This window comes from Neorhizobium sp. BT27B, assembly GCF_050455485.1.
Classification (GTDB): Bacteria; Pseudomonadota; Alphaproteobacteria; order Rhizobiales; family Rhizobiaceae; genus Neorhizobium.
On record NZ_JBCIYT010000005.1, the window covers coordinates 87529 to 113169 of the forward strand.

Sequence of the window (25641 nt, forward strand, 5' to 3'; positions counted from 1 at the left end):
TCATGGCCGTCATCACTGCCGATATTGCACCCTCTGTGCAGACGATCGCAAAGTCGCCGGGCTTCTGGAGCGGCGTTGTCAGACGCGTCTGTCGCGATCCCGTCGCCGTCATCGCACTCAGCATTCTGCTGATCCTCGTGCTGATGGCGATATTTGCTCCCTATATCGCGCCCTACGACCCCGCCAAGGGCAGCGTCATCCGCCGTCTGAAACCGATCGGAACGCCGGGCTACATTCTCGGCACAGACGAACTCGGCCGCGACATGCTCTCGCGTCTCATCTACGGCGCACGCCTGTCGCTGATCATGGGTGTCATTCCCGTGCCGATCGCCTTCCTCATCGGCTCGACCATCGGCATCATCGCCGGTTATGCCGGCGGCCTGACAAACACGCTGATCATGCGGCTGGTCGATGTGTTTTATGCCTTCCCCTCCGTGCTGTTGGCCGTGGCGCTGTCCGGCGCACTAGGCTCCGGCCTCACCAATGCGCTGGTGTCGCTCACCGTCGTTTTCATTCCGCAGATCGCGCGGGTGGCGGAAAGCGTGACGACGCAGGTGAGAAAGCTGGATTACGTCGATGCGGCGCGCGCATCCGGCGCGCCGGCGCTGACCATTATCCGCGTCCACATTCTCGGCAATGTGCTGGGACCGATTTTCGTGTTCGCCACCAGCCTGATCTCGGTCTCGATGATCCTCGCCTCCGGCCTATCCTTTCTCGGCCTTGGCGTGCGCCCGCCGGATGCCGAATGGGGCCTGATGCTCAACACGCTTCGAACCGCCATCTACAACAACCCCTTCGTGGCAGCACTTCCCGGCGTGATGATCTTCATCACCTCCATCTGTTTCAATCTTTTCTCCGACGGGCTGCGCTCAGCCATGGACGTGAAGTCATGATCAGTATCGTTGAAGAACCGGCCTATGACCTGCCCGTTGGCGAACGTGGAGGACCGGCGCAGCCGCTGGTTTCCGCACGCGGGCTTTTGAAACATTTTCCCGTAAAGGGAAGCGGGTTTCTCAAGCCGAAAAAAGTGGTGCGCGCTGTCGATGGTGTCGATTTCGATATCCTGAAGGGAGAAACCCTTGGCGTCGTCGGCGAAAGCGGCTGCGGCAAGTCGACGACGGCGCGGCTGCTGATGCAACTGATCATGCCCGATCAGGGCGATATCCTGTTCGACGGCGAAAAGGTCGGCGGCGCGCTGTCATTGTCGGAATACCGGCAGCAGGTGCAGATGGTGTTTCAGGACAGCTACGCCTCGCTCAATCCGCGGCTGACCATAGAGGAATCCATCGCCTTTGCGCCACGCGTGCACGGCATCCCCGCTGCCAAAGCCATCGATCGGGCACACGATCTTCTCTACCGCGTCGGTCTAGAACCCTCCCGTTTTGCCGGCAGATACCCGCATGAACTGTCGGGCGGCCAGCGCCAGCGTGTCAATATTGCCCGTGCACTGGCGCTGCGACCACGCCTCGTCATCCTCGATGAAGCGGTCTCGGCGCTCGACAAATCCGTCGAGGCACAGGTTCTCAATCTGCTGCTCGATCTGAAACGCGATTTTGGCCTGACCTATCTGTTCATCTCCCACGACCTGAACGTCGTGCGCTTCATGTGCGACCGGGTGATGGTGATGTATCTCGGCAAGGTCGCGGAACTCGGCTCCCGCGACGCGATCTTCGAGCATACGCGCCACCCCTATTCATCGGCACTTCTCGCCTCGATGCCAAAGATGGATCCGGCCGAACGGACGCAAGAACCACCGCTCTCGGGCGATCCGCCCAACCCGATCGATCCGCCCTCGGGCTGTCGTTTCCACACACGCTGTTCGTTCGCCGAAAGTGTGTGCAGCGATATGCCACCGCCGCTGACGGATATTTCGAAAGACCAGTCCACCGCCTGTCTTATGTCCCTGCCCGGCTCGGCTCACAGCCGCGCACCCGCATTGATGGAGGCCTGACATGGAAGCCACGATCCATTCATCCGAACCGATGATCGACATCGAAAACCTGTCCGTGACCTTCCATCGCGGTCGCAAACCGGTGAAAGCCGTCAATGGCGTCAGCCTTTCGGTGCGCCCCGGCGAGGTTGTTGCACTTCTCGGCGAATCTGGCTCAGGCAAGAGCGTCACCATGCGCTCGCTGCTGCGGCTGCATCCGAATGGAACGACAGTCGATGGCTCGATGACAGTGTCCGGCCGCGATGTGATGGGCCTTTCCAACCGGGACCTAGGGCAATTGCGTGGGGCCGTGGTGTCGATGGTGTTTCAGGAACCCCGGCTGGCACTCGATCCGGTCTATACAGTCGGGCGACAGATCGAGGAAACCATCCTGCGGCATGAAAAAGTGTCCCGCGCGCAAGCCGCCGCACGTGCGCTTGCTCTGTTCCAGAAGGTGCGCATTCCCTCCCCGGAACGCCGTCTCCAAAACTATCCGCATGAAATGTCCGGCGGCATGCTGCAGCGTGCGATGATCGCCATGGCGCTCGCCTGCAATCCCAAAGTTCTGCTCGCTGACGAACCGACGACAGCGCTCGATGCCACCGTACAGATCCAGATCCTGCTGCTGATCCGGGAATTGCAGGAGGAATACGGGCTCTCGGTCATTTTCGTCACCCACGACATCGGCGTCGCAGCCGAAGTCGCCGATCGGATCGCCGTGATGTATGCCGGCCGCATCGTCGAGGAAGGCAAGGTTGGCGATATCATTCGCGATCCAAAGCATCCCTATACGAAGGGGCTTCTCGGTGCCCGCGTCGAGCTGGCCCATGGTCGTGATCGGCTGATCACCATCCCCGGCTCGCCGCCGGATCTGGCCGACATGCCGCCCGGCTGCGCCTTTGCTCCACGCTGTCCGCAGGCGGAAGAGATTTGCCGCAGCCATGTGCCGGCGCTGGCGGCCACCGGCGACACCGGCAAGGTTGCCTGTGTGCGATATGCCTGAACACATGCGCGAACCATGAAACCCATCGTCCTGATCAATCCCAACACGTCCAGCGCCACGACCGCCATGATGACCGCGATCGCAAGAAAATATGCGTCAGGCATTCCGGTAACGGGAAAAACGGCGTCCCGCGGTGTGCCGATGATCCTAGACGAGGCCGCGCTTGATGCCGCAGCCGAAGGTGTCGTCGAGATGGGCCGGCAGGCCGAGGCTGATGGTGCCGCCGGAATTATCGTCAGTGCCTTCGGCGATCCGGGGCTTGAGGCACTCGCACACATCTGCCCTATCCCGGTCGTCGGCATCTGCGAGGCCAGCATGCTGGAGGCATCGCGCGGCAACAGGCGTTTTGGCATCGCGACGGTGACACCCGATCTTGTCGCGAGTTTTGCGGCAAAGGCGGAAGCGCTTGGGCTGCGACATCTGTTCACCGGCACGCGATTGACCGAGGGCGACCCGATACAGTTGACGGCGGATCCGGCAATGTTGCGCGATGCCCTTCAGGAGACGGCGCGCAGCTGTTTCGAAAAGGATGGCGCCGAGGCGGTCATTATCGGCGGCGGTCCCTTGGGGGAAGCGGCGGAACATATCCAGCAAAGCCTTTCCGCCCCTGTGATTGCACCGATCCGCTCCGCCGTCACATTGCTTCTGTCGCGCCTGAGTGCGGAGCAATCCCGATGACACTCTCGGGCAAAAGCTTCGCTTTTTCTGTTGCAAGCCCGTCCGCAGCGGTCGTAAACCTCAGCGCAGACGATGTGGCGGAGCACCGGGTGCCCAAGGACAAATCCTTCCTGTTTCGCGTGCGGCAAGCGCTGCCGGACCTACACCCCGCCGAAAAGCGGCTGGGCGAGTTCGTCTGCGATTTTCCGGGCGAACTGGCGAGTTATTCCGCCCAGGAACTGGCTGCGCTCGCGCATGTTTCCAAGGCGACCGTCACCCGCTTCATTCAGCGGCTCGGTTATGAAAACTACGAGGAAGCCCGCCGCCACGCCCGCGCCGAAAGGCAGACCGGTTCACGCCTGTTCCTGACGACGGCCGCCGATGCGTCCACCACCCAATCGGTGAAGACACATATCTCTCAAGGTGTCGCCAATCTCGAAGCCACGTTCATGGCAATCTCCGACGCACAGATAGACGGCGCTGCTTCGGCGATGATGCACGCACGCAAGGTCTGGGTGCTGGGCTTTCGCAGCAGCCATCCCTTTGCCTCCTATCTGCAATGGCAGTTGACGCAGGTGCTCGAGGACATCATCGCCATACCCGGCGCCGGAGAGACGCTGGGCGAACATCTGGTCAGCCTGCGGGAAGATGATGTCGTGGTGTTTTTCGCCATGCGTCGGCGGATCGCACAGCTCGATTCCATTCTGGCGCATGTGCGCAAATCGAAAGCCAGGCTCATCTACATCACCGATGAAAGCGCGCCTTTCGAAACCGGCGCGACATGGCATTTCCCCTGCCAGACGCTGGCGCCGGGGCCATTGTTCAACCATACGGCGGTAATGGCGCTCTGCCATCTGCTGATCACGCGATGCCTGGAACAGGCCGGCGTCGAGGGGCGCAAACGATTGCGGCAGATCGAGACCTTGAACGAAAGCCTCGACGAACTCTGACGAGAAGTCAGCTGCCTATGCCAAGCCGCTTGTAGAAAGTCCGCAAGGTTCGGGCGTCGCGTTTCACGATCGTAATCACATCGCCGCGCTCGGCAAGCGCATTGAGCTCGCGAATCGCCAGTGCATGCTCGACGCCCAATATCCGAGCAAAACTGCGGCTGTCACTCGCAATGCCGAGATCGGCAGCAACCATGATTGCCGCCTGAATCGAGGACAGCGCAGGGTCCCCCTCCTGCGCTGTCGCGACAAGCGCCAGGAAGCGTTTGGCCTCCGGCGCGTCGTCGGTCACGCTGCCTGCCGCTTGCGGAAGGACACCATGATAGACTTCGAGGTCGGTGTGTCGCTCTCATCGCCGGCACTGCCGAGCGGAACCAGCACGTTCAGTTCCGGATAATAACCGGCAATGCTGCCGCGCGGGATATCATAGGGCACGAAGCGGAAGTTTTCAGCGACGCGGTCGATACCGTCATTGCTTTCCGTCACGACGTCGACCCGGTCACCGGCAGCGGCGCTCATCGCTTCCAGATCGGCAGGGTGAATGAAGATCACCTGACGCTCGCCGTAAACGCCGCGATAGCGGTCATCGAGGCCGTAAACCGTGGTGTTGTACTGGTCATGCGAACGGAAAGTCTGGAGGGCGAAATTGCCGCCACCCTTGTTCGCCCGCTGATGAACGGTTTCGGCCGGCAGCGCGACGTTCGAGAATGTCGCCTTGCCCTTTGCCGTGTTCCATTCGCGATGGGCTGCGGCATTGCGCAGGTGGAAACCGCGCGGCTTGCGCAGACGCTCATTGTAGTTTTCGAAGCCGGGAATGGTGGCTTCGATATGGTCGCGAATGCGGTCGTTGTTCTGTGCCAGTTCAGCCCAATCGACCACCGCATTGCCGACAGTCGCTTCGGCTATGCCGGCAACAATGGCGACTTCCGACATGAGGTATGGCGAGGCCGGACGGTTGATGCCGGCAGAACCATGCACCATGCTCATCGAATCCTCGACGCTGATCAGCTGCGAAGTGCCTTCGGCGTTGAGATCCATCTCGGTGCGGCCGAGGCAGGGCAGGATGAAGGAAACCTCACCCGGCATCAGATGCGAGTGGTTCGGCTTGGTGGCGATATTCACCGTAAGCTTCATGCGACGCATCGCCTGTTCGACGATGGCGCTATCCGGCGTGGCACGGGCAAAATTGCCGCCGAGCCCGATAAACACTTCCGCCGAGCCATCCAGCATGGCGCCGATGGCGGCGAGAACATTATGGCCTTCATGGCGCGGCATGGCGACGCCAAAATGTTTTTCCAGCGAGTCGAGGAAGGCAACCGGCGGCTTTTCGTTGATGCCGACCGTGCGGTCGCCCTGCACGTTGGAATGGCCACGCACCGGGCAAAGGCCGGCGCCCGGCTTGCCGATATTGCCGCGCAGGAACATGAAGTTGGAAATTTCGCGAATGGTCGCGACGGAATGCACGTGCTGGGTGACGCCCATGGCCCAGGTGCAGATCACCCGGCCGGCTTTCATGTAAATATCGGCAGCACTCTCGATCTGGGCGCGCGACAGGCCGGACTGATCCTCGATCTGCGCCCAATCGGTGGCATCGACGGCGGCTCGGTATTCGGCCAGGCCGACACTGTGTTCGGCAAGAAATGCGTGATCGAGCACGGCCGGTTGGCCCGCCGCGATTGCCGCATCTTCCGCTGCAAACACGGCCTTGGCCATGCCTCGCACGGCAGCCATGTCGCCGCCGAGGCGCGGCTGCAGGTAATCGCTGGCGATATCGGTTGCGCCACCGCGCAGCATTTCCAGCTTGTCCTGCGGGTCGGTGAAGCGTTCCAGACCGCGTTCTTTGATGGGGTTGAACACGACGATCTTGGCGCCACGGACCGCGGCGCGGCGAAGATCACCCAGCATGCGTGGATGATTGGTGCCGGGGTTCTGGCCGATCACGAAGATGGCATCAGCCTCTTCGAAATCCTCGAGAAGGACGGTGCCCTTGCCGACGCCGATCGACTGGCGCAGGCCGACGCCGCTCGCCTCGTGGCACATGTTGGAGCAGTCGGGGAAATTGTTGGTGCCGTAAAGGCGCACGAACAGCTGGTAGAGATAGGCGGCTTCGTTGCTGGCGCGGCCGGATGTGTAGAATTCGGCCCGATCCGGGCTGTCCAGATTCTTCAGCATGCTGCCGATTTCGGCAAAAGCGTCAGCCCAGGCGACGGGCAGGTATTTGTCGCTGACGGCATCGTAACGCATCGGATGCGTCAGACGGCCGTGAAGTTCGAGTTCGTAATCGGTCAGCTTGCGAAGGTCGGAAACGGTGTTTGCGGCGAAGAGTTCAGGGGTTGCGCGTTTTTCGGTTGATTCCCATGCGACGGCCTTCACGCCGTTTTCGCAGAATTCGAACGAAGACCCGTGCGCAGGATCGCCCCACGCACAGCCGGGACAATCAAAGCCATCCGGCTGATTGGCCTTCAGCATGGTACGCGCGCCGGAAAGCGGCGTACCACTTTTCAAGAGCTGCTTGCCGCAGCTTTTCAATGCACCCCATCCACCTGCGGCGGACGATTTCTTACCGATAAATCCTGTGTCCATTTGCCGCATTTCTGACAAATCGCAAAAATGATCAAGCGGATCAAACCCATAGGCCGATAGAAAAAATCTATCGTTGGGCGTGACATAGAGCCGCGCGGCAAAGCGCAGCAAAAAGAACGGGCCGATCTTGCGACCGGCCCGCTGATATTTTCAGTTGAATCGAGAGACCTCAGGCGGCCTTCAGCGTCGCCATGTCGATCACGAAACGGTAACGCACATCGCTCTTGATGACGCGCTCATAGGCTTCGTTGATATCCTTGATATCGATCAGTTCGATCTCGCTGACGATGTTGTGGCGGCCGCAGAAGTCCAGCATTTCCTGGGTTTCCTTGATCGAACCGATCATCGAGCCGGAGATGCTCTTGCGGCCCGGGATCAGCGAAAATGCGTGAACCGGGATGGCATTTTCCGGCGCGCCGACGACCACGAACGAACCCTCGACCTTGAGCAGGCCCATATAGGCATTCCAGTCGATCTCCGCCGAGACCGTGCAGACGATCAGGTCGAACGTACCCGCCAGTTTGGTGAAGGTCTCCTTGTCGTTGGTCGCGTAATAGTGATCCGCACCAAGACGCAGGCCGTCTTCCTTCTTCGACAGCGACTGGCTGAGAACCGTCACTTCAGCACCCATGGCGTGGGCGATCTTGACGCCCATATGGCCAAGGCCACCCATGCCGACGATCGCGACCTTCTTGCCGGGACCGGCCTTCCAGTGATGCAGCGGCGAATAGAGCGTGATGCCGGCGCACAGAAGCGGGGCAGCGGCGTCGAGCGGAAGGTTGTCCGGAATGGACATGACATATCCTTCCTTGACGACGATGCTGTCGGAGTAACCGCCCTGCGTCGGCGTCTTGCCGTCGGCTTCGACACTGTTATAGGTCTGAACCAGGCCGGGCATGTACTGCTCGAGATCGACATCGCGGGTCGCGCACCCAACGCAGCTATCGACGAAGCAGCCGACGCCGACATGGTCACCAACCTTGAACTTGGAAACCTTGGAACCGACTGCGGTGACGACACCGGCGATTTCATGGCCCGGAACGATCGGATAGACCGCACCGCCCCATTCATTGCGCACGGTGTGGATATCGGAGTGGCAAACGCCGGCGAACTTGATGTCGATCACGACATCATCGTCATTGGGTTCGCGGCGTTCGAAGGTGAAGGGAGCGAGGGGTTTGGATGCATCCGTCGCGGCATAGCCTCTTGCAATAGCCATGATGAGAACCTTCCGATTTGAATTGAATGGAAACTCGGCCCTTTCGGACCGATGGGCGAAACATAGGGCCGAGCCGCAATTTAGGCCAGTTCATTCCACCGAGATGATTGCACGATCCTCCGACGCCATGGCGCAAGAGTAAGCATCAATACGGCAGGCCGACATAGTTTTCGGCCAGCGATCTGGCGGCTGCGTCGGAATGGGTCAGATAATCGAGTTCGGCCTCCTGGATTTTCTGGCCAAAATCGCCACCCTCCGGGAAGCGATGCATCAGCGTCGTCATCGACCAGGAGAAGCGCACGGATTTCCAGACCCTTCTCAGGGCTCTCTCCGAATAGGCATCAAGCGCTGTCTGTGTGTGATCGAGATAATGGTCGCGCAGGCCTTCGAACAGGTAATGCACATCGCTTGCCGCGAGGTTCAGCCCCTTGGCGCCGGTTGGCGGCACGATGTGCGCGGCGTCACCAACCAGAAACAACGAGCCAAAACGCATCGGCTCGGCCACGAAGGATCGCAGCGGCGCAATCGATTTCTCGAATGACGGGCCGACCACCAATGCTTGTGCATGCGTCGTCGGCAGCCGGCGCCGCAACTCGTCATAAAAACAGTCGTCGCTCCAGTTTTCCACTTTTTCGTCAAGCGGGCATTGGATGTAATAACGACTGCGGCTGGCCGAGCGCATCGAGCAAAGGGCAAAACCGCGTGGGTGATTGGCATAGATCAGTTCGTGGCTGACAGGGGGCACGTCCGCCAGAACACCAAGCCAGCCGAACGGATAGGTTCGCTCGAAGGTCGCAATCGATCTTTCGGGCACGGATTTACGGCTTATGCCGTGATAGCCATCGCAACCGGCGATGAAATCACAATCGATACGGTGCGTTACGCCATCCTTCTCATAGGTGACATAAGGGCGACCACCGCCAAAGTCATGCGGCATGACATTTGTCGCCTCATAGATGCTGACGCCGCCAGTCGCTTCACGCCTGTCCATCAAATCGCGGGTCAGTTCGGTCTGGCCGTAGACCATGACCCGTTTGCCGGTGAGTGCGAACAGATCGATCCGATGATCACGGCCGTCAAAAGCAAGCGAAAAACCGTCATGCGGCAGGCCCTCTTCGCGCATGCGCATATCTGCGCTAGCGTCTTTCAGGAGGCCAACTGTCCCCTCTTCCAGCACGCCAGCACGAACCCGGCCGAGGATGTAATTCTTGGCGACACGATCGAGGACGACATTGTCGATGCCGGCATTGCCAAGCAACTGACCGAGCAGAAGGCCCGAGGGCCCGGATCCGATGATAACGACTTGAGTGCGCACGATATCCTCCCAGTACGGTGCGCGCAAAGATTGACGAATGACAGAATGGCTTACAATGGACATTTGAAGCGTATTCCTGCACAAATCGAACATCGCTCGGGAGGCGTTTTTGATGTCGCGAACAATTCCGACCTACGATCTGTTTGGCGAAGACCGCGACGACAGTGCGCATTTCCAGCTTCATTGCGAAACCATAGCGTCGCGCAGCAGTGCCTATCATTGGGAAATCGGCCTGCACCGCCATGAGCATTTTCTGCAATTTCTCTACATCTGGGATGGCTCCGGCGATGCCATGTTCGATGGCGCCACGAAGCCGCTCAAGCCACCCTGCGTGGTCTTCATCCCGCCCGGCCCCGTTCACGGCTTTCGTTTTTCGCAGGACATTGCCGGCCTTGTCATCACGGTCATGGCGGCGAAATTGCCATCCCTGCAGGCCGGTCGAGAAGCACAGGTGATCCTGCTTGATGCATCCGGCCCCGACACCGTTTATCTGGACCAGACCTTTCATCGTATCGCTGAGGAGTATGATGCCGCACGACCGGGTCGAACGACCATTCTCGACGCCTATCTTTCGGTCGTCGCCGGACTGGTTTTGCGATCGGACAGCCCTGCCTCCGCTTCAGCCGATATTGTGGTCGATGATGCACAACGTCATGTTATCGCTCTTAACGAATTGATCGGCCGCCATTTTCGCCAGCAGATGACAGCGGCGGAATATGCGGCGCGGCTCGGGCTCTCGCCTACGCACCTCAACCGGGTCGTGCGAAGGGTCACGGGCATGACCGCCCACGATATGATCATCGGCCGCTCCATCGACGAAGCCAGGCGGGCGCTGGCACTTACCGGCGCTAGCATCCAGCACATTTCCGAAAACCTCGGATTTTCCGACGCCACCTATTTTTCCCGCTGCTTTCGACAGCGCACCGGCATGTCCCCAAGCGATTATCGACGGGCGCAACGATCTCAGCAGACAGATGCCGCGTGAACATTCGCACCGCTTGTTAACCTTTTTCATTGCTCCGCCCCGAAAATGCCATGCGCATGGATCGAATTGGCGATGGATTCGTTAACGGATCGCCAGCTTGTCTCATCGCCGGAATGAAGATGGCGGCAACAGGGATTTTTAAGGAGACTGACATGAAGAAGATTATCGCCTTGGCACTCGCCGCCACACCGGTCCTCGCCAGCGCCGGCGCTGTTTATGCCGCCGATGTTGTGCGTGCAGAACGCCCCGTCGTCGTTGAGGAAGGCGCTCGCAACGGCGTCAAGATCGGCTATCTTGATTGCAACATTGCCGGTGGCGCAGGGTATGTGCTCGGTTCCGCCAAGGAAGTCGACTGCGTATTCAAGTCGACCATCGACGGCGAGCCGCTCGACCACTATTCCGGCGCGATCCGCAAGCTGGGCGTCGATATCGGCTTCACAACCCGCAGCCGCCTGATATGGGCCGTCCTTGCCCCGACAGCCGGTTATCACCATGGTTCGCTCGGCGGCATCTATCAGGGCGCCACGGCTGAAGTGACGGCAGGTGCGGGCATCGGTGCAAACATTCTGGTGGGCGGCACGACCGGCTCGATCCATCTGCAGACGGTTAGCGTCACAGGCCAGCTTGGACTCAACGTCGCAGCGACCGGCACTTCGATGACGCTGGCGTCGGTCAACTAAACCGAAGGACACTGTCCTTCTATCAAATGGCGCAAATCCGCTTGGGTTTGCGCCATTTTTCATTGTGTTCCACGGGTTTACCAAGATCTCTTGTTGAAAGCCGCTCCGTTGCAGATATCTTCATGCGACCGCAAAGCGAACGACCGCATCAGGCTTGAAGCGATAGGGAATTGTCCTGTTTGCTGAGGCCCCATCCGTTGGAATTTTGGAGCAAGCATGACCGAGACCGCCGTTACCCTCTCTTATGCCGATCTTGTTACCCTGCTCGAACAGATTTTTGTGAGAAACGGAGTGTCGGAGCAAAACGCGGCAATCCTGGCTGAAAACTGTGCGGGCTGCGAACGTGACGGCTCCCTCAGCCATGGCATATTTCGCATGGCCGGGTACGTTTCATCGCTCAAAAGCGGCTGGGTGGATGGCACGGCGGTAGCGGAGGTCGAGGATGTCGGCCCGGCATTCGTGCGTGTGGATGCAAAGGGCGGGTTTACCCAGCCGGCAATGCTTGCCGCACGGCCATTGCTGATCGAGAAGGTCAAGGCAAACGGCGTCGCCGTTCTTGCCATCCGCCGGTCACACCATTTCAGCGCGCTGTGGCCCGATGTCGAACCATTTGCCGAAGAGGGTTTTGTGGCGCTCAGCGTCGTCAACAGCATGGCCTGCGTTGTGCCGCATGGCGGCAAAAAAGCGGTTTTCGGCACCAATCCGGTCGCTTTCGCCTCGCCGCGCGCGGGTGCTGCCCCCTTCGTCTTCGATCAGGCATCGTCAGCGATCGCCCATGGCGATGTACAGATTGCAGCACGCTCCGGCCATGACCTCAAACCCGGCATGGGTGTCGATCGGGATGGTCAGCCGACCAATGATCCGAAGGAAATTCTGGACGGCGGCGCGCTTCTGCCGTTTGGCGGACATAAGGGCAATTCGATCGCGCTGATGGTGGAAATCCTCAGTGCCGCGCTCACCGGCGGATATTTTTCCGGCGAATTCGACTGGAGCGGCCACAAGGGCGCTCAGACGCCGTTCACCGGCCAGTTTTTTATCGTCATCGATCCGGCACGCGGCGGCAATGACGTGTTTGCCGAACGGGTCGCCGGCATCTGCGATCTGGTGCTGGACGCCGGCCAGGAACGACTTCCCGGCGAGCGCCGCCACATTACCCGCGCCAAGGCGGAGAAGGACGGCATTCCGCTGTCTCGCGAAAATTACGAGAAGCTGAAGGCATTGGCCGAAGCCTGACAATCAACGCTGCAGCGCCACGCCCGATGCAAATTTCCTCAGGATCGTACAATCATAGCGGCTGTCTGGGCGCTTGTGTCAGGATCGCCACGTTATCCGTTCTGAACACGGCGGCAGCATTTTCCTGCAGCATCTGGTCGGTCAGGCTGTCGGCCAATCCTCCCATCCGCGTCAGATAACCGGCATCGCCATAGCGTTTATAGCTCAGCGCCAGCCGTCGCAGCCAGGTGTTCGGGTCCGAAAGCCGTCCAGATTCCGCAAACTCGATATCCGAGCGGATGCGTGCCGTATCAGTCTGCCGCGCGTATTCCGGCATGTTCCTGAGGACGGCAAGTGCTGCCTCCGCTAGTTCCTTTGCCCTTTCCGGAGCGCAGTAGAATGACAGGCTGCCGATGGCGCGATTGCTATCCGTATCCAGTTCCAACTCGAATTGCAGGGTATAGATACCCGCCAGCCGGTACCGCAGCTCGTTTTTCAATGCCTGCTGCGCGACGGGCGTCAGAGCGGAGACAAGAAAACTTGCCTCCGGCGTCCAGTTCATCGGCGTGAAGAAGGAGAGCTGTACGCGGGCACGATCTTTTCCGGCACCTTCACTTTCCGCAATACGAACACCTTCGGCCTGCAAAAGCGGTTCCGGTGTCAGAGCCACGCCACGCGGCACGGCGCCAATCACACCGGCAAAGGCATCGCGTATGGCGGCATCCGGCGCCGGTCCAACAGCAAACCATGTGACGCGCTGCGACAGCAAAGCCCTGGCCGCTGCCTCGAAATGTTCGGCAGAGACGGATGGGGTAGAGCTAGCCGCGCCTTCGACCTCATCCTTTCCGTACAGAAGCCGGGAATAGCTATCGTCGCGACCATCGAGCGACACTCGGTCCTCCTCGACGGCATTGACGGCTTCTTCCCGAACGGTACCGAAAGCGACATCTCGCGCATAACGCTCGAGCATTTCCGGCAGATTTGCGGGTTTGGCGGCAATGGCGACATCCAGCATGCCGGCCTTGAGCGCATAACTCCAATGCCCGCCGTTCGATTGCGCCGAGTTCCAGACGTCATACTGATCCTGCGTCCAGAAGCGATATCCGCTCTGCGTCCACAGTTGCAGGGCAATCTGTGAGGTGGCGCTGCCGTATTCGGCATTCATGAAACCAACCGCCGATTGCCCGGACAGATAGGTTTTTGCGTCCGGCGTATCCCTGACCAGCCAAACAACCCGGTCGCCATTGGAAAGTGTCCATTCGCGAACCTCGGGTGATGTCCGGTGTTCCTGCGATACAATCGTTCCAGTGCGCGCCACCTGCACATCAGCCGGCCATTGTGGAACGGTTGCGGTTTCGTCTTTCGCGCTTGTCTTCAAGGCCGGCAATTGCGCAAGCACGGCGCGTGCCGACAATTCGTCCCGCATGGCCTCTATTTCGGCGGCCATTGGTGCGCTACGCGTTTTACCGCCCGGCAGCTGGTAGAACACGACCTGATCCGGCGCCGCGAGCATTTCCCGCATCCGTGCCTGCAAACCCTCAAACGTGATGCTGGCCAGAAGTTCCTTCGTGCGTTCCGCCCTTCGCGCCGGATCGTCGAGAACGGACCCCATCAGCACGGCGGAGGTGATGCGATCCTCCCATTCGGCATAGGTTCGCTGGCTGGCGGCTTCTATATTGGCTTCATTCACGCGGCGGGCCGAAGCCATGGCGGCATCGAATGCCTTCTGCGAGATGCCCTCGCGCCGCAAGCGCTCGACCGCTTCCAGCAGGATCGACAGGGCAACATCATGGTCTTGACCCGACGCATTGAAGGCCAGGATCAACCGGCGTTCTGTCGTCTCCTGCGCCACGAAACCGAGGCTTTTGACCGTGTCGGCGTAATGCGGTGACTGCGCCTGAATGGCATCGCGGATCAGCCGGGTGAGCAGATATTTCTGCAGATAGGCAAATTGCCCCTCCTCGCTGCTGCGCTCGGGCATTGCCATGCGGAATGCGTATGTCGTCTGCGATGACGAACCGGCTGGGTCCTGAACCAGACCTGCCGTCAGGCTTTCTTTCAGCGGAAGCTCGACATAAGGGCGGGCCGGCTTTGGCTTTTTGGGCGCATTTCCGAAAAGGCGGCGGATTGCCGCTTCTGCCGAGACGCGGTCTATCCGGCCCGAAACGATCAAGGTCATGTTGGAGGCGGTATAAAATTGTTCGTAGAAGGCGCGGATATCCTCGATCGATGCCGCCTCGATGCCCTCGCGTGTGCCGATCGTCGGTCGATCGACGTAACGCGAGCCAACGCGCAAAACCGCCTTCTTCTGGCGGCTGATCCTATCCGCGGCGCTATCGCCCTGCCGCAACTCCTCCAGAATGACAAAACGCTCCTTTGCCCAATCCTCGGCACGCAGTTCGGCGCCGAACGCCAGGTCCGCCGCCAATGCCAGCGATTGCGAAAGGTCCAGCGCATCGTCGGGTCGGGTGCGGATCATGTATTGCGTTTCGGTCTCGCGCGTTACCGCGTTGACCTGAACACCCTGGCGCCAGCCGATCTCCTGAATGTAGCGATGAATGCTTTGCGGATGCGCGCGGTTTGACTGGAAGACCATGTGCTCCAGCATATGTGCGGCACCGCTCGGCCGATCCTCATCGACCGAACCTGCATGGACGACAAGCCGGATATTGAACGGGTCTTCGGGCTTGCCGCTATCGTGCAGGATATAGTTCAGGCCGTTATCGAGCGTGCCGCGGGTGAGACGAGGATCCCACTGCGCCTCGCCGGCGGTGACCGGCAGGGCGATGGCGACGAACAGCAGGAAGGCGAAAAGGCGGGTCATAACTGGCATGCTTAGAACGTCGCCTTTGCACCGACCCAAAAGGTGCGACCGATTACCCACGGCCTTGTATCCGAGGTTTTGCCGTTGCCGATCTGATCGAAAACGTTCTCGACCCGCACATTGAAGCTCAGGCCGGCATTATCCTTTTTGTAGACCTCATAGCTTGCTGCAAGATCGAAGGTCATAAGCGATTTGAAATCGAAATCTTCGTAAATGGAATGCTGTTTGCCGTCGACCGAGATCGTGTCTTCCGTATCGAGCGCGGCCGTATAAGCCAGATTGTAGTTAGCCGTAACATCCAGTTTCAATGCATCGTCGAGCCAGCTGCTTGATAGCCCCGTCTGAAAACGGACAGGAATATCCATGTTTCCGGTCACAACGCTGAAGCCCGCCTTCGAGTAGGATTGCCCCTTGTAATAGATGTAATCGTCCTCGAACGAATCCTCATAATAGCTGTCGTTGGAAACTTCGCGCTTTGACCATGTCACCGATGCATTGAAGAGCAAGGCATCAAGCCCTGGCAATTCAGGTGCCTTCAACTCTTTTGAATATTCTGCAGACACTGACTGATATGCGCCGGTACCATTGTTGGTCAGCGTGTAGCTGTTGCCTGATTTGTCAGAAGCAAACTGGTCTTTGGAGCGCCGGTCCATGAAGCGCAAACGCCATTGACCTCCCAGAAGCGGTTCAATTCCAGATAAGCCGACAGTGAACTCGTCGGTATAGGGTGTATCAAGACCCGTGGCCGAGCTGGTGAAATAAGTTTCAGCAAGCTCTTTCCAGTTTTCTTCGGCGGGTTTAAGGATGTTGCGGGTGGATGTCACCGGCCGTGGTTGGCGCTCACGGATGGCATAGGCAAGGCTCTGGGCATTATAATAACGGTTGGCCCCTAGTGAGATCGAAAAATCCTGCCATGGCGTAATGGTTGCGACCACACGCGGCGCCAGGTCGACGTTTTTCATGTAATCGTCATAGCTTACCCGCCCGCCAGCCCTAAGGTTGAACCATTCCCAAGTCTGTTCCACTTCGGCATAAGCGCTGAACTGGTTGAGCTTTGCGTCGACGTCAAATGCCTTGTAGACAGTCTTGTTGCTGGCATATTGCTCTTCGTTGCATTCTTCGGTCGTTTTGCAAACGAAACCAGTGACGCCTGCTTCTCCTTTTGAGGTGTAAACACCGTAATAAGTCGCGTCTTCGGGTCGGCGGCGATATGCGTCCGTGTGGACGTATTCGCCACCCAGCTTGAAAGAGCCGTTCCCGACATCGCCGGACAGGTCCTGCGACCATGTCAACTGTTCCTGTCCCTGCTCCTTGTCGCCGGTGGCACCATCATAGCAGATCGTCGTCGTCGTAATTCCGGGAGGAGTACGGCACCAGTCGGAGATACCTGACAATTCTGTAGCTTCAAATAACTTCCGGTTAGACCGGTAAAATGTCTGCTTGTAAGCGCGGGCAACATTGCCGTTCATATCGTTGATATTGTCCGACGTGCCATATCCCAGCTTGGACTCAAGCCTGACGTTCGAAAGCGCCATGCCGGCAAGGTCGAAATCCGAAAATTCATAATCGTGTTGCAGCTTGGTATTCAGTCCCTGCGCGATCTGGTCGATCCGCATGTTGCGCCAGCTCGCGTATTCCCACGCCTGCACGTAATCGGTGTAAACACCTTCCAGCGTGAAATCACCGAGGTCGGTCGTGGCCTTGATTTGCGCCCTGTAGAATTCATTCTGGGCTTCCTCTCCGACGCGCTGACTCTCGCTATACTGATAGTCCTTGTCTTTTTCTGTCACCGCTGTCTGGCGGCTATACTGACCCAAGATCGCGATGTTGTCGGTGATCGGCCCGCTGATGGAAATGGCCTGCCGTCGCTTCAGGTAATCCGGCGTGGCGACACCGGTCGGGTTCAGGCCGCTTTTCGATGCAACATGATATCCGGTCCAGTCGCTGGTGGTGAAGTCGGTACTAACGCTGCCGGTCCAGCGATCGGTAGACACCTGCTGCATTCGATAGGACACCACGCCACCCTGAAAATTGCCGTAAACGGCGGAGGCATTGCTGTCGATAACCGTCACATCCTGCAGGAAATCGGTGGGCACATACACAGACTGTGAATGAAGGCCGAAAAAACGTTCCTGGGCGGGAGGGCTTCCCCTATCGAGGTCATCAAGCTCTGCACCCGTGCCAAATTCTTCGCTGCCTGTCACCGTGTTGATGGCCATGCCTTCAAGAAGAAAATTGTTCTCGTAGACACGCCCGCCGGCAATAGACACTTCACGCGGCTTCAGATCGATCACATCCTGATCCGACACGCCCGCATCGTCGTCGACATCGTTCTGGTACTGCACGTTCGGCAGGTTGCGCAGAATATCATTGGCATCGTTTCCGGCAGAGCGGGCGACGATCTGGCCGGCGGCAATGGTCGTCGTGCCGGTGTCGGAAACGCTGTCGGTGCCGAGGTAAACGCCCTTGTTGGTGCCATCGACGGTGATCGTGCCGAGAACCGTGCTGTCACCGCCATCGACTGCGGTTGCAGCGTCCGCTTCGCCGATCAGCGCAACAGTTTCCGGCCCGGTAACGCGCATACTGATACCAGTGCCGGCAAGCATTGCCCCCAATGCCGCCTCAGGTGCCATCCGGCCGGAAATGGCACTCGATGATTTATTCTGCAAAAGGGCTGCCGGATAACCGACCTGCCAGCCGGTAGCGCGGATGAATGCCTTGATAGCAGCGGTCAGCGGCTGGGCGGGAATAGCAAAGGAAATATCCCGGCGGGCCGTCGCTGCTGGTTTGGCAGTTTGTGCAGACGAAATCCCCGGAGTAACCAGAATGATCGCCGAAGAAGTCAACAAAATCGCAAGCTTCTTGCCAACCTTCGCGCCGTGAGCCCCCGCCCCGCGCTTCAACCCCGCCTGCAATGCCATTCCCATCTCCTGAACGCCCCCTGCCATCCGTCATGGATGGCAGGCATTTATCGTCACCAAGCCGCTGAGCCCCTCGGCTCAACGGTTGCCTGCCGTCATGCAACAGGCCTCAGTAGCGTTCGACGTGCGAGGTCGATCGATCTCACAAAAAAAGTTGAGAATTTAACGAATGATTATGTAACCGCCCGGAAGAACGGTGGTTTTTCCGCCAGCAGCGGCAGCGAGGCCGGCAATGGCGGCCTGGGCGCGGTCGGTGCGATAGTCGCCGCTGACGGTGACATCCAGCAGGCTGCGATTGAGCACCATCACCCTGCCATCGAAGTAACGGCCAACCTCCGCCAGTGCATCGCCCAGCGGTTTTGCGTCGATCACCACCCGCCCCTGTAGCCAACCAAGATCCCGCTCGTCGTCGAATTTTTCGACGGGCGACATCGCATCGCTGGAGGCGACGACCATTTCTCCCGGCACAAGATGGACCAGGGAGATCGACTTCTGCTCATGAACGGCGTCAACCGCACCGCGCTGGAGCAGGACCGTATCGGCATCACCTTGAACCTTGACGACAAAGGCGGTGCCTTTCACCTGAACATCACTGTAATGCCCTGCCACATGAAACTGCCGCGTGGCGTCATGCACGACATCGAACCAGACTTCACCCTCGATCAACCGCACGCCGCGTTTGCTTCCGGCAAAATCCAGAGACACGGCGCTATCGGTATTGAGGATCATGCGGGAGCCATCCGGCAGTGTGATCTCGCGACGCTCACCGGCGTCCGTTGTGTAATCCGCCAGCATGCGCGGCATGGATTGCAGGGCGAGATACGTCGCGCCGATGACAACGGCCAGACAGGCAGCGGCGGCCCAGGCCTGCGAACCGATACGGTGTCGCGGCATTTTGCGAGCAGCATCCAGTGGCACGGGCAGGCCGCGCAGGTGGATATCCAGTTCCTGCGCCGCGACGAGCGTTTCCGGTGAGGCCCAGAGCGTCTTGATCTCCTCGAAGGCGGCACGGTGGCTCGGCTCGGCATCCAGCCAGACGTCGAACTCGGCCCTGGCGCCACGATCGACAAAGCCGCCGGCTTCAAGGCGAACCAGCCAGTCCAATGCTTCATCCATTGCCCGGTCCGGATGCCGGTAGGCCTCGTTCAATTCCTGTCCCGCCGTGTTCTCACGCATGGAAAACGCTCACATGCCTATCCATCAGGTGACCATATGAATGATGACGATTGGCCTGCGCCTTTCTCACAAAAAAACAGGTAGGACATTGCAAAAAATCGGGTCGAGCTGAAAAGCGGTCCTGAAACATCATTCTGCATCCATCTTCTTGCGAAGTTCCAATAACAAGGCCATCACCATCTTGATGTCGTTGAAAACGGTATTCGGCGACACCCCCAGATGCGCGGCAATCCGTGGATAGGGCCAGCCCTCGACGCGGCTCAAGACCCAAACTTTCTGGGCGCGAGGCGGCAATGTCCGCAAGGCATCGCCAACCACGCGGAGCTGATCCTTCTGGATGGCGTGATCTTCCGCCGAAGGCTGCGGGTCCGCATAGGTCTGCTCGCCGGTAACGCCTTCATCCAGAGGTTCGGTACCACTGCGCACCTTTTTCCAGCGGATATGATCCAGCGCCAGGTTACGGGCCGTCTGCCATAAAAGAGCCTCCAGATGGCGCGGCTGCGACGTTTCCAGTGCCTTGCGGGTACGAAGATAGGCATCGTGGGTCAATTCTTCGGCGACGGCGACATCGCGAACGATACGCAGAATGAACCTCACCAATGACGGACGCATGCCGGGAAAGATCGCATCGAGCCGCGCGATATCGCGGTCCATGGTCATGCAATGCTTTCTGTGGCGCTGGTCACTGTCAGTCCGAACAAATCTGGAGTTTTATAGTCGTGTTTCGTTATCGTCTCGTCATGGTGTTTTCAATCATCCATCGGGCGATCTGCATGAAACCAAAGACAACCTATGGACGTTGCCGATGCGCATGGGCGTGGCGCCGGTCATAAACGTTATCGATGGTGCCCATGTTGTCGGTTGACAGCGATCGTAGGACATCATATCTCTTAATACGGTTTTACTGCCTTGGAGGAGGCGGTCGTGATTGGGAGGATCGATGATGAAATAACCGTCCGTTAAGCTGCTTGCCACCATTCTGCTTGGCTCTACCCTGCTATCTCAGCCGGTTTACGCGGCAACACCGCCGACCATGCTCGTGGTCGGCTTTTCCATGAACAACATCCTGACACTGGACCCAGCCGCTATTACCGGCAAGGAGACCGTTCAGGTTCTCGCCAACATATATGATAACCTCGTCTCGCTTAACGCCATCGAGCGCGCCAAGGTGGATCCGCAGCTGGCGGAAAGCTGGACGATCGCTGCCGACAACAGCTCGATCACCTTCAAGCTGCGCGATGGCGCCAAGTTCGCATCCGGCAACCCGGTCACTTCCGAAGATGTGGTCTGGTCGTTCAAGCGCCTGATGAAACTGAACCTTGCGCAGGCTTCGTTCCTGAAGACGCACGGCTTCACCGCCGCGAATGCCGATGCCAGCTTCACTGCTCCCGATGCGCAGACTGTCGTCGTGACGCTGCCGAAGAAGGTCGATCCGCAGATCATCGTTCAGACGCTCGGCATTGTTGGCCCCGGCTCCATTCTTGATAGCAAGACCGTGATGGAGCACGACAAGAACGGCGATCAGGGCGCCGCATGGCTCACCAACAATTCGGCAGGTTCCGGCCCGTTCACGCTCGGCCAGTGGGCTTCCAACGAACGCGTCATTCTTGACCAGAACGCCGAATACTGGGGTGAGAAACCGGCGATGAAGCGCATCATGATGCGCCATCTGGCGGAGTCCCAGAGCCAGAGACTGATGCTCGAAAAGGGTGATATCGACATCGCCTTTTCGATGTCGGCGGCAGACCTGAAAGCGCTGGAAAAAGACGAAAATGTCGAGATCCAGACCAATGGCGGCAGCGGCTTTTATTATCTCGCCGTCTCCATGAAGGACGAGAAATTTCAGAACCCGAAAGTGCGCGAGGCACTTCGTTATCTCATCGACTATCAGGGCTTGAACGACAGCGTTCTCCCCTATTTCGGCACGTTGCGTGATCGCCCGATCGCCAGCGGCATCTTTGGCTCGCTCCCAAATGCCGGTTACAAGCTCGACGTGGAAAAAGCCAAGGCACTTCTGGCTGAAGCCGGTTTCCCCAACGGTTTTTCGACCACGCTGCGCGCCATTTCCGACGTGCCGTTCATGAGTGCCGCGACCGCCATCCAGGCGACCCTTGCACAGGGCGGCATCAAGGCCGAGATCATCACCGGCACTGGTGATCAGATTTACGGCGCCATGCGCGAGCGCAAGTATGAATTGCTTGTCGGCCGCGGCGGCGGTGGCCAGTTGCCACATCCGGACTCGAACCTGCGCGCCACCGTCTACAATCCGGACAATTCGGATGCGGCAAAGCTCACCAATTTCCAGGGCTGGCGCACGTCCTTCTACGACGAGAAGATCAACAAGATGATCGATGATGCTCTCGTTGAAGGCAACAAGGACAAGCAGATCAAGGATTACGAGGCGATCCAGACCTATTACGCCGACATGGTCCCTGCCCTGCAGCCGTTCTCCGAAGTCGTCGACAGCGTCGGCTTCCGCGCCGACGTCAAGGGTCTGCAGCTGAACCCGTCCTGGTCGACGCAGCTGCGCACGGTCACGAAAGAGCGCTAACCGCTCCTTGCCGCGGCGCTGCCTCTCGTCTTTTCGCAGCGCTGCGGCCTCCCACGTCATATTGAGGAGGCTCCATGAAGTCCGAGAGTTTCACCGCCTTTGGGCGGCAGGCCGGAACGATTTTCGTTACCCTTGTCGGCTTGCTGATCCTGACTTTCTGTATCGGGCGCATGATGCCGGTCGACCCCGTTCGCGCCATCATCGGCGAAGAAGCGGATCAGGCGACCTATGAAATGGTGGCGGAGCGTATCGGCGCCAATCTGCCGATCTACCAGCAGTTCTTCCGGTATGTGACCGATCTGCTGCAGGGCGATTTTGGCACCTCGATCCGCACCGGCCAGCCGGTCATCAACGATATTCTGCATGTCATGCCGGCAACCATCGAGCTCGCCACTTTCGCCATCCTCTTCGGCGCCGGTCTCGGCATACCGCTGGGTATCCTGGCGGCGGTGCGCCGCAACAAGCCGATCGACCACGTCATCCGCTTTCTCACCCTGATCGGCCACTCGATGCCGATCTTCTGGACCGGCATGATCGGCCTGATCATTTTCTATGCGGTGCTGGATCTGGTCGGCGGTGGTGGACGCATGTCCGATTTCTACATCGGCCTTGTCCCCGAAACGACCGGCTTCCTTTTGATCGACAGCGTGATCGCCGGTGACTGGGAAGTTTTTTGGGATGCCGTCAACCATCTTCTGCTGCCGGCCAGCATTCTCGGCTACTCGTCGATGGCCTACATCACCCGCATGACCCGCAGCTTCATGCTGGATCAGCTGAACCAGGAATACATCACGACGGCGCGCGTAAAAGGTCTCTCCAAGAGCCGCACCATCTGGCACCATGCATTTGCCAACATCCGCGTTCAGCTGGTGACTATCGTGGCACTCGCCTATGGCAGCCTGCTCGAAGGCGCCGTGCTGATCGAGACCGTGTTCTCGTGGCCGGGCTTTGGCCAGTACATCACCAACAACATGCTGATCGGCGACATGAATGCCGTCATGACCTGCGTGCTGCTGGTGGGCATCATCTTCATCGCGCTCAATCTTCTATCCGACGCACTCTACAAGATTTTTGATCCGAGGACGCGCTGATGGCTATCGAAACGCTCAACACTCAGGAACACGCTATGCCGGCTTCGCTATCGAACCCGAACTCGTCCCTGCGGCGGTTTATGGCGATCATTCGCGAGCTGCTCGGCAATCCCTCTTCGGGTTTCGGCCTTGTCGTCATCACCATCCTGCTTCTGACGGCACTCGTTGCACCGCTGATTGCGCCCTACGAGCCCAATGTGATCAACCTCAACAACGTGCTGCAGCCGCCGAATGCCGCGCACTGGTTCGGCACGGATGAACTCGGCCGCGATATCATGAGCCGCATCATCTACGGCACCCGCATCAGCCTGACGATCATCACCATCGTTTCGGTCATCGTCGGCCCGGTCGGCCTGCTGGTCGGAACGACGGCCGGCTATTTCGGCGGCTGGTACGATACGGTGATGATGCGCATCACCGACATTTTTCTCTCCTTCCCGAGCCTCATCCTGTCGCTGGCCTTTGTTGCCGCACTCGGTGCCGGTCTGGAAAACGCCATCATCGCCATCGGTCTCACCGCCTGGCCGCCGATTGCCCGCCTCGCGCGCGCCGAAACGCTGACCTTCCGCAATGCGGATTATATCTCCGCCTCGCGCATGCAGGGTGCATCCAGCCTGCGCATCATCGTCAAGTCGATCGTGCCGATGTGCATGCCCTCGGTTCTGGTGCGCATCACGCTTTCGATGGCAACGGTCATCCTCACCGCTGCCGGCCTCGGCTTTCTCGGCCTCGGCGCGCAGCCGCCATTGCCGGAATGGGGCGCGATGATTGCCACAGGCCGCCGCTACATGCTCGACAACTGGTGGCTGGTCGCCTTCCCCGGTGGCGCCATCCTCATCGTCAGCCTTGCCTTCAACCTTCTGGGTGATGGCCTGCGCGACGCTCTTGACCCGAAACAGCATTAAGGAGTGACCGCGATGGACAATAACCAGCCTCTCCTGAAAGTCGAAAACCTGCGCGTCAGCTATCGCAGCGGCAAGAGCTACAACACCGTGGTCAAAGGCGTTTCCTTCGATCTCGGTCGCGAGCGCCTCGGCATCGTCGGGGAATCCGGCTCCGGCAAATCCACGATCGGTCGCGCGCTCTTGAAACTGCTGCCGACCGCCAAGATCGAAGCCGACCGCATGGATTTCAGTGGCACGGACCTTCTCGCCGCCAGCGAAAAACAGATGCTGAACATTCGCGGCCGGCGCATTTCGATGATCCTGCAGGACCCGAAATTTTCGCTCAATCCGGTGCACCCGGTCGGCGCCCAGATCGCCGAAGCTTACCGCGTCCATTACAGCGCTTCGACGCAGGTCGCCAAACAGAAGACACTGGACATGCTGGCGGCAGTGCAGATCCGCGATCCCGAACGGGTTTTCGATCTTTATCCGCATGAAGTGTCGGGCGGCATGGGGCAGCGCATCATGATCGCCATGATGCTGATCCCCGAACCGCAGATCATCATCGCCGATGAACCGACCTCGGCGCTCGACGTGACGGTGCGTATGCAGGTGCTCAACATCCTCAACGAGCTCGTCACCAACAAGGGCATCGGGCTGATCATGATCAGCCATGACCTCAATCTGGTTCGCAATTTCTGCGACCGGGTTCTGGTCATGCGCCACGGCGAGGTCGTCGAGGAACGTGCAGCGCCTGACATGCGCAACTGCACACATCCCTACACCAAGGGTCTGCTGGCCGCCCAGCCGCATATCGGCGGCAGCAGAAAGCCTTTGCCCGTGCTCAACCGACAATCGCAGATGCCGTCGCAGGAAACACTGGAGGTGCGCTCATGAGTGCCATCGAAGTTCGCGATCTTTCGATCAGCCTCGGCTACAGCGCCGCCAAGAAACGCATCCTCGGTGATGTCTGTTTTGCAGTCGAAGCCGGTGAGTCTTTCGGATTGGTCGGCGAGTCCGGTTCCGGTAAATCGACCATATTGCGCTGTATCGCGCGATTGCTGAATTCGTGGGACGGCGAAGTGCGGCTGGAAGGCACTTCGATCAACGACATGCCGTTTGCCGATTATTGCCGTGCCGTGCAGATGGTGTTTCAGGACCCATACGGATCGCTGCATCCGCGCCAGTCGATCCGCACTGCGCTGCAGGAGCCGCTGCGCATCCACCGCATGGATAGGCAGGTAGAGCGCATGGAGCGTGCGCTGATCGATGTCGGCCTCAACCCGGATTTTCTGTCGCGTTATCCGCATGAACTGTCGGGTGGCCAACGCCAGCGTGTGGCCATTGCCCGCGCCCTCATTCTCGAACCGCGCATCCTGCTTCTCGATGAACCGACGTCTGCGCTGGACGTATCGGTACAGGCGGAAGTCCTGAACCTGCTGGCGGACCTGCGCGCTAAACGGAACCTCACCTACCTGTTTGTCAGCCACGACCTTGCCGTCATCGATCATATGTGCGAGCGGCTGGCGGTGATGCAACACGGCCGCATCGTCGAGATTATGAGCCGCGATGTGCTGGCGACGGGACAGGCGAAAGACCCTTATGCCCGCGAACTCATTCAGGCCAGCCTGGAATATGATCAGGCAGTTTGAATTCAAAACCG

21 protein-coding genes are annotated in these 25641 nt (G+C 59.1%); 13 read left to right on the plus strand and 8 right to left on the minus strand.

Annotated features, from left to right (window positions below):
• Positions 1-2 precede the first annotated feature (2 nt).
• The 5 genes from AAIH70_RS14810 to AAIH70_RS14830 all read left to right on the plus strand — a co-directional run bounded on the left by AAIH70_RS14810 (position 3) and on the right by AAIH70_RS14830 (position 4540).
• A complete protein-coding gene (locus AAIH70_RS14810; RefSeq protein WP_132273936.1) occupies positions 3-893 on the plus strand; it encodes an ABC transporter permease in 891 nt (296 codons plus the stop codon).
• Complete coding sequence (locus tag AAIH70_RS14815) at positions 890-1951, plus strand: ABC transporter ATP-binding protein (protein WP_132273939.1); 1062 nt, start codon at positions 890-892, stop codon at positions 1949-1951. Before AAIH70_RS14810 ends, AAIH70_RS14815 begins: the two co-directional genes overlap by 4 nt.
• 1 nt (position 1952) lies before the next feature.
• Entirely contained in the window at positions 1953-2933 is a 981-nt protein-coding gene (locus AAIH70_RS14820; RefSeq protein ID WP_430034511.1) for an ABC transporter ATP-binding protein, read from the plus strand.
• Between the two features lie 15 nt (positions 2934-2948).
• Positions 2949-3611, plus strand: a complete 663-nt coding sequence (locus AAIH70_RS14825; RefSeq protein ID WP_132273942.1) for an aspartate/glutamate racemase family protein — start codon at positions 2949-2951, stop codon at positions 3609-3611.
• Between the two features lie 89 nt (positions 3612-3700).
• Complete coding sequence (locus tag AAIH70_RS14830; protein WP_132275779.1) at positions 3701-4540, plus strand: MurR/RpiR family transcriptional regulator; 840 nt, start codon at positions 3701-3703, stop codon at positions 4538-4540.
• Between the two features lie 7 nt (positions 4541-4547).
• On the opposite strand, the gene AAIH70_RS14835 is transcribed toward AAIH70_RS14830, so the two are convergent.
• From AAIH70_RS14835 to pobA, 4 genes are all read right to left on the minus strand, one after another.
• Entirely contained in the window at positions 4548-4829 is a 282-nt protein-coding gene (locus tag AAIH70_RS14835; RefSeq protein WP_132273944.1) for a hypothetical protein, read from the minus strand.
• Complete coding sequence (locus tag AAIH70_RS14840; RefSeq protein ID WP_132273947.1) at positions 4826-7120, minus strand: FdhF/YdeP family oxidoreductase; 2295 nt, start codon at positions 7118-7120, stop codon at positions 4826-4828. Before AAIH70_RS14840 ends, AAIH70_RS14835 begins: the two co-directional genes overlap by 4 nt.
• 169 nt (positions 7121-7289) lie before the next feature.
• The gene (locus tag AAIH70_RS14845) at positions 7290-8339 is read right to left on the minus strand and encodes an NAD(P)-dependent alcohol dehydrogenase (RefSeq protein ID WP_132273950.1); all 1050 of its coding nucleotides are present in this window, start codon (positions 8337-8339) and stop codon (positions 7290-7292) included.
• Between the two features lie 145 nt (positions 8340-8484).
• Entirely contained in the window at positions 8485-9654 is a 1170-nt protein-coding gene (gene pobA, locus AAIH70_RS14850; RefSeq protein WP_132273952.1) for a 4-hydroxybenzoate 3-monooxygenase, read from the minus strand.
• A 112-nt stretch (positions 9655-9766) separates the two neighbouring features.
• Here pobA and AAIH70_RS14855 point away from each other — a divergent pair, with 112 nt between their 5' ends.
• The 3 genes from AAIH70_RS14855 (at position 9767) to AAIH70_RS14865 (ending at position 12552) form a co-directional block, all read left to right on the plus strand.
• Positions 9767-10639 (plus strand): helix-turn-helix domain-containing protein, encoded by an 873-nt coding sequence (locus AAIH70_RS14855; protein WP_132273955.1) that lies wholly within the window; start codon positions 9767-9769, stop codon positions 10637-10639.
• Positions 10640-10791: 152 nt separating this feature from the next.
• On the plus strand, positions 10792-11319 hold the full coding sequence (locus tag AAIH70_RS14860; protein ID WP_132273958.1) for a DUF992 domain-containing protein: 528 nt from the start codon (positions 10792-10794) through the stop codon (positions 11317-11319).
• 216 nt (positions 11320-11535) lie between these two features.
• The gene (locus AAIH70_RS14865; RefSeq protein ID WP_132273961.1) at positions 11536-12552 is read left to right on the plus strand and encodes an Ldh family oxidoreductase; all 1017 of its coding nucleotides are present in this window, start codon (positions 11536-11538) and stop codon (positions 12550-12552) included.
• Positions 12553-12604: 52 nt separating this feature from the next.
• Here AAIH70_RS14865 and AAIH70_RS14870 read toward each other — a convergent pair whose 3' ends face one another.
• The 4 genes from AAIH70_RS14870 to AAIH70_RS14885 form a co-directional block, all read right to left on the minus strand.
• A complete protein-coding gene (locus AAIH70_RS14870) occupies positions 12605-15355 on the minus strand; it encodes a M16 family metallopeptidase (RefSeq protein WP_165932020.1) in 2751 nt (916 codons plus the stop codon).
• Between the two features lie 11 nt (positions 15356-15366).
• A complete protein-coding gene (locus AAIH70_RS14875; RefSeq protein WP_430034517.1) occupies positions 15367-18276 on the minus strand; it encodes a hypothetical protein in 2910 nt (969 codons plus the stop codon).
• Positions 18277-18438: 162 nt separating this feature from the next.
• Positions 18439-19452, minus strand: coding sequence for a FecR family protein (locus AAIH70_RS14880; RefSeq protein WP_430034519.1), 1014 nt, complete (start codon positions 19450-19452; stop codon positions 18439-18441).
• Between the two features lie 129 nt (positions 19453-19581).
• On the minus strand, positions 19582-20112 hold the full coding sequence (locus AAIH70_RS14885; protein WP_245519160.1) for an RNA polymerase sigma factor: 531 nt from the start codon (positions 20110-20112) through the stop codon (positions 19582-19584).
• A 394-nt stretch (positions 20113-20506) separates the two neighbouring features.
• On the opposite strand from AAIH70_RS14885, the gene AAIH70_RS14890 reads away from it, so the two are divergent.
• The 5 genes from AAIH70_RS14890 to AAIH70_RS14910 all read left to right on the plus strand — a co-directional run bounded on the left by AAIH70_RS14890 (position 20507) and on the right by AAIH70_RS14910 (position 25630).
• Entirely contained in the window at positions 20507-22003 is a 1497-nt protein-coding gene (locus tag AAIH70_RS14890) for an ABC transporter substrate-binding protein (protein ID WP_430034521.1), read from the plus strand.
• A gap of 74 nt (positions 22004-22077) precedes the next feature.
• The gene (locus AAIH70_RS14895) at positions 22078-23094 is read left to right on the plus strand and encodes an ABC transporter permease (RefSeq protein WP_132273972.1); all 1017 of its coding nucleotides are present in this window, start codon (positions 22078-22080) and stop codon (positions 23092-23094) included.
• Between the two features lie 35 nt (positions 23095-23129).
• A complete protein-coding gene (locus AAIH70_RS14900) occupies positions 23130-23999 on the plus strand; it encodes an ABC transporter permease (protein WP_430034916.1) in 870 nt (289 codons plus the stop codon).
• A 12-nt stretch (positions 24000-24011) separates the two neighbouring features.
• Positions 24012-24875, plus strand: coding sequence for an ABC transporter ATP-binding protein (locus tag AAIH70_RS14905; protein WP_132273977.1), 864 nt, complete (start codon positions 24012-24014; stop codon positions 24873-24875).
• Complete coding sequence (locus tag AAIH70_RS14910; protein ID WP_132273980.1) at positions 24872-25630, plus strand: ABC transporter ATP-binding protein; 759 nt, start codon at positions 24872-24874, stop codon at positions 25628-25630. The genes AAIH70_RS14905 and AAIH70_RS14910 overlap by 4 nt, the downstream gene beginning before the upstream one ends.
• The last annotated feature ends 11 nt before the right edge of the window (positions 25631-25641 follow it).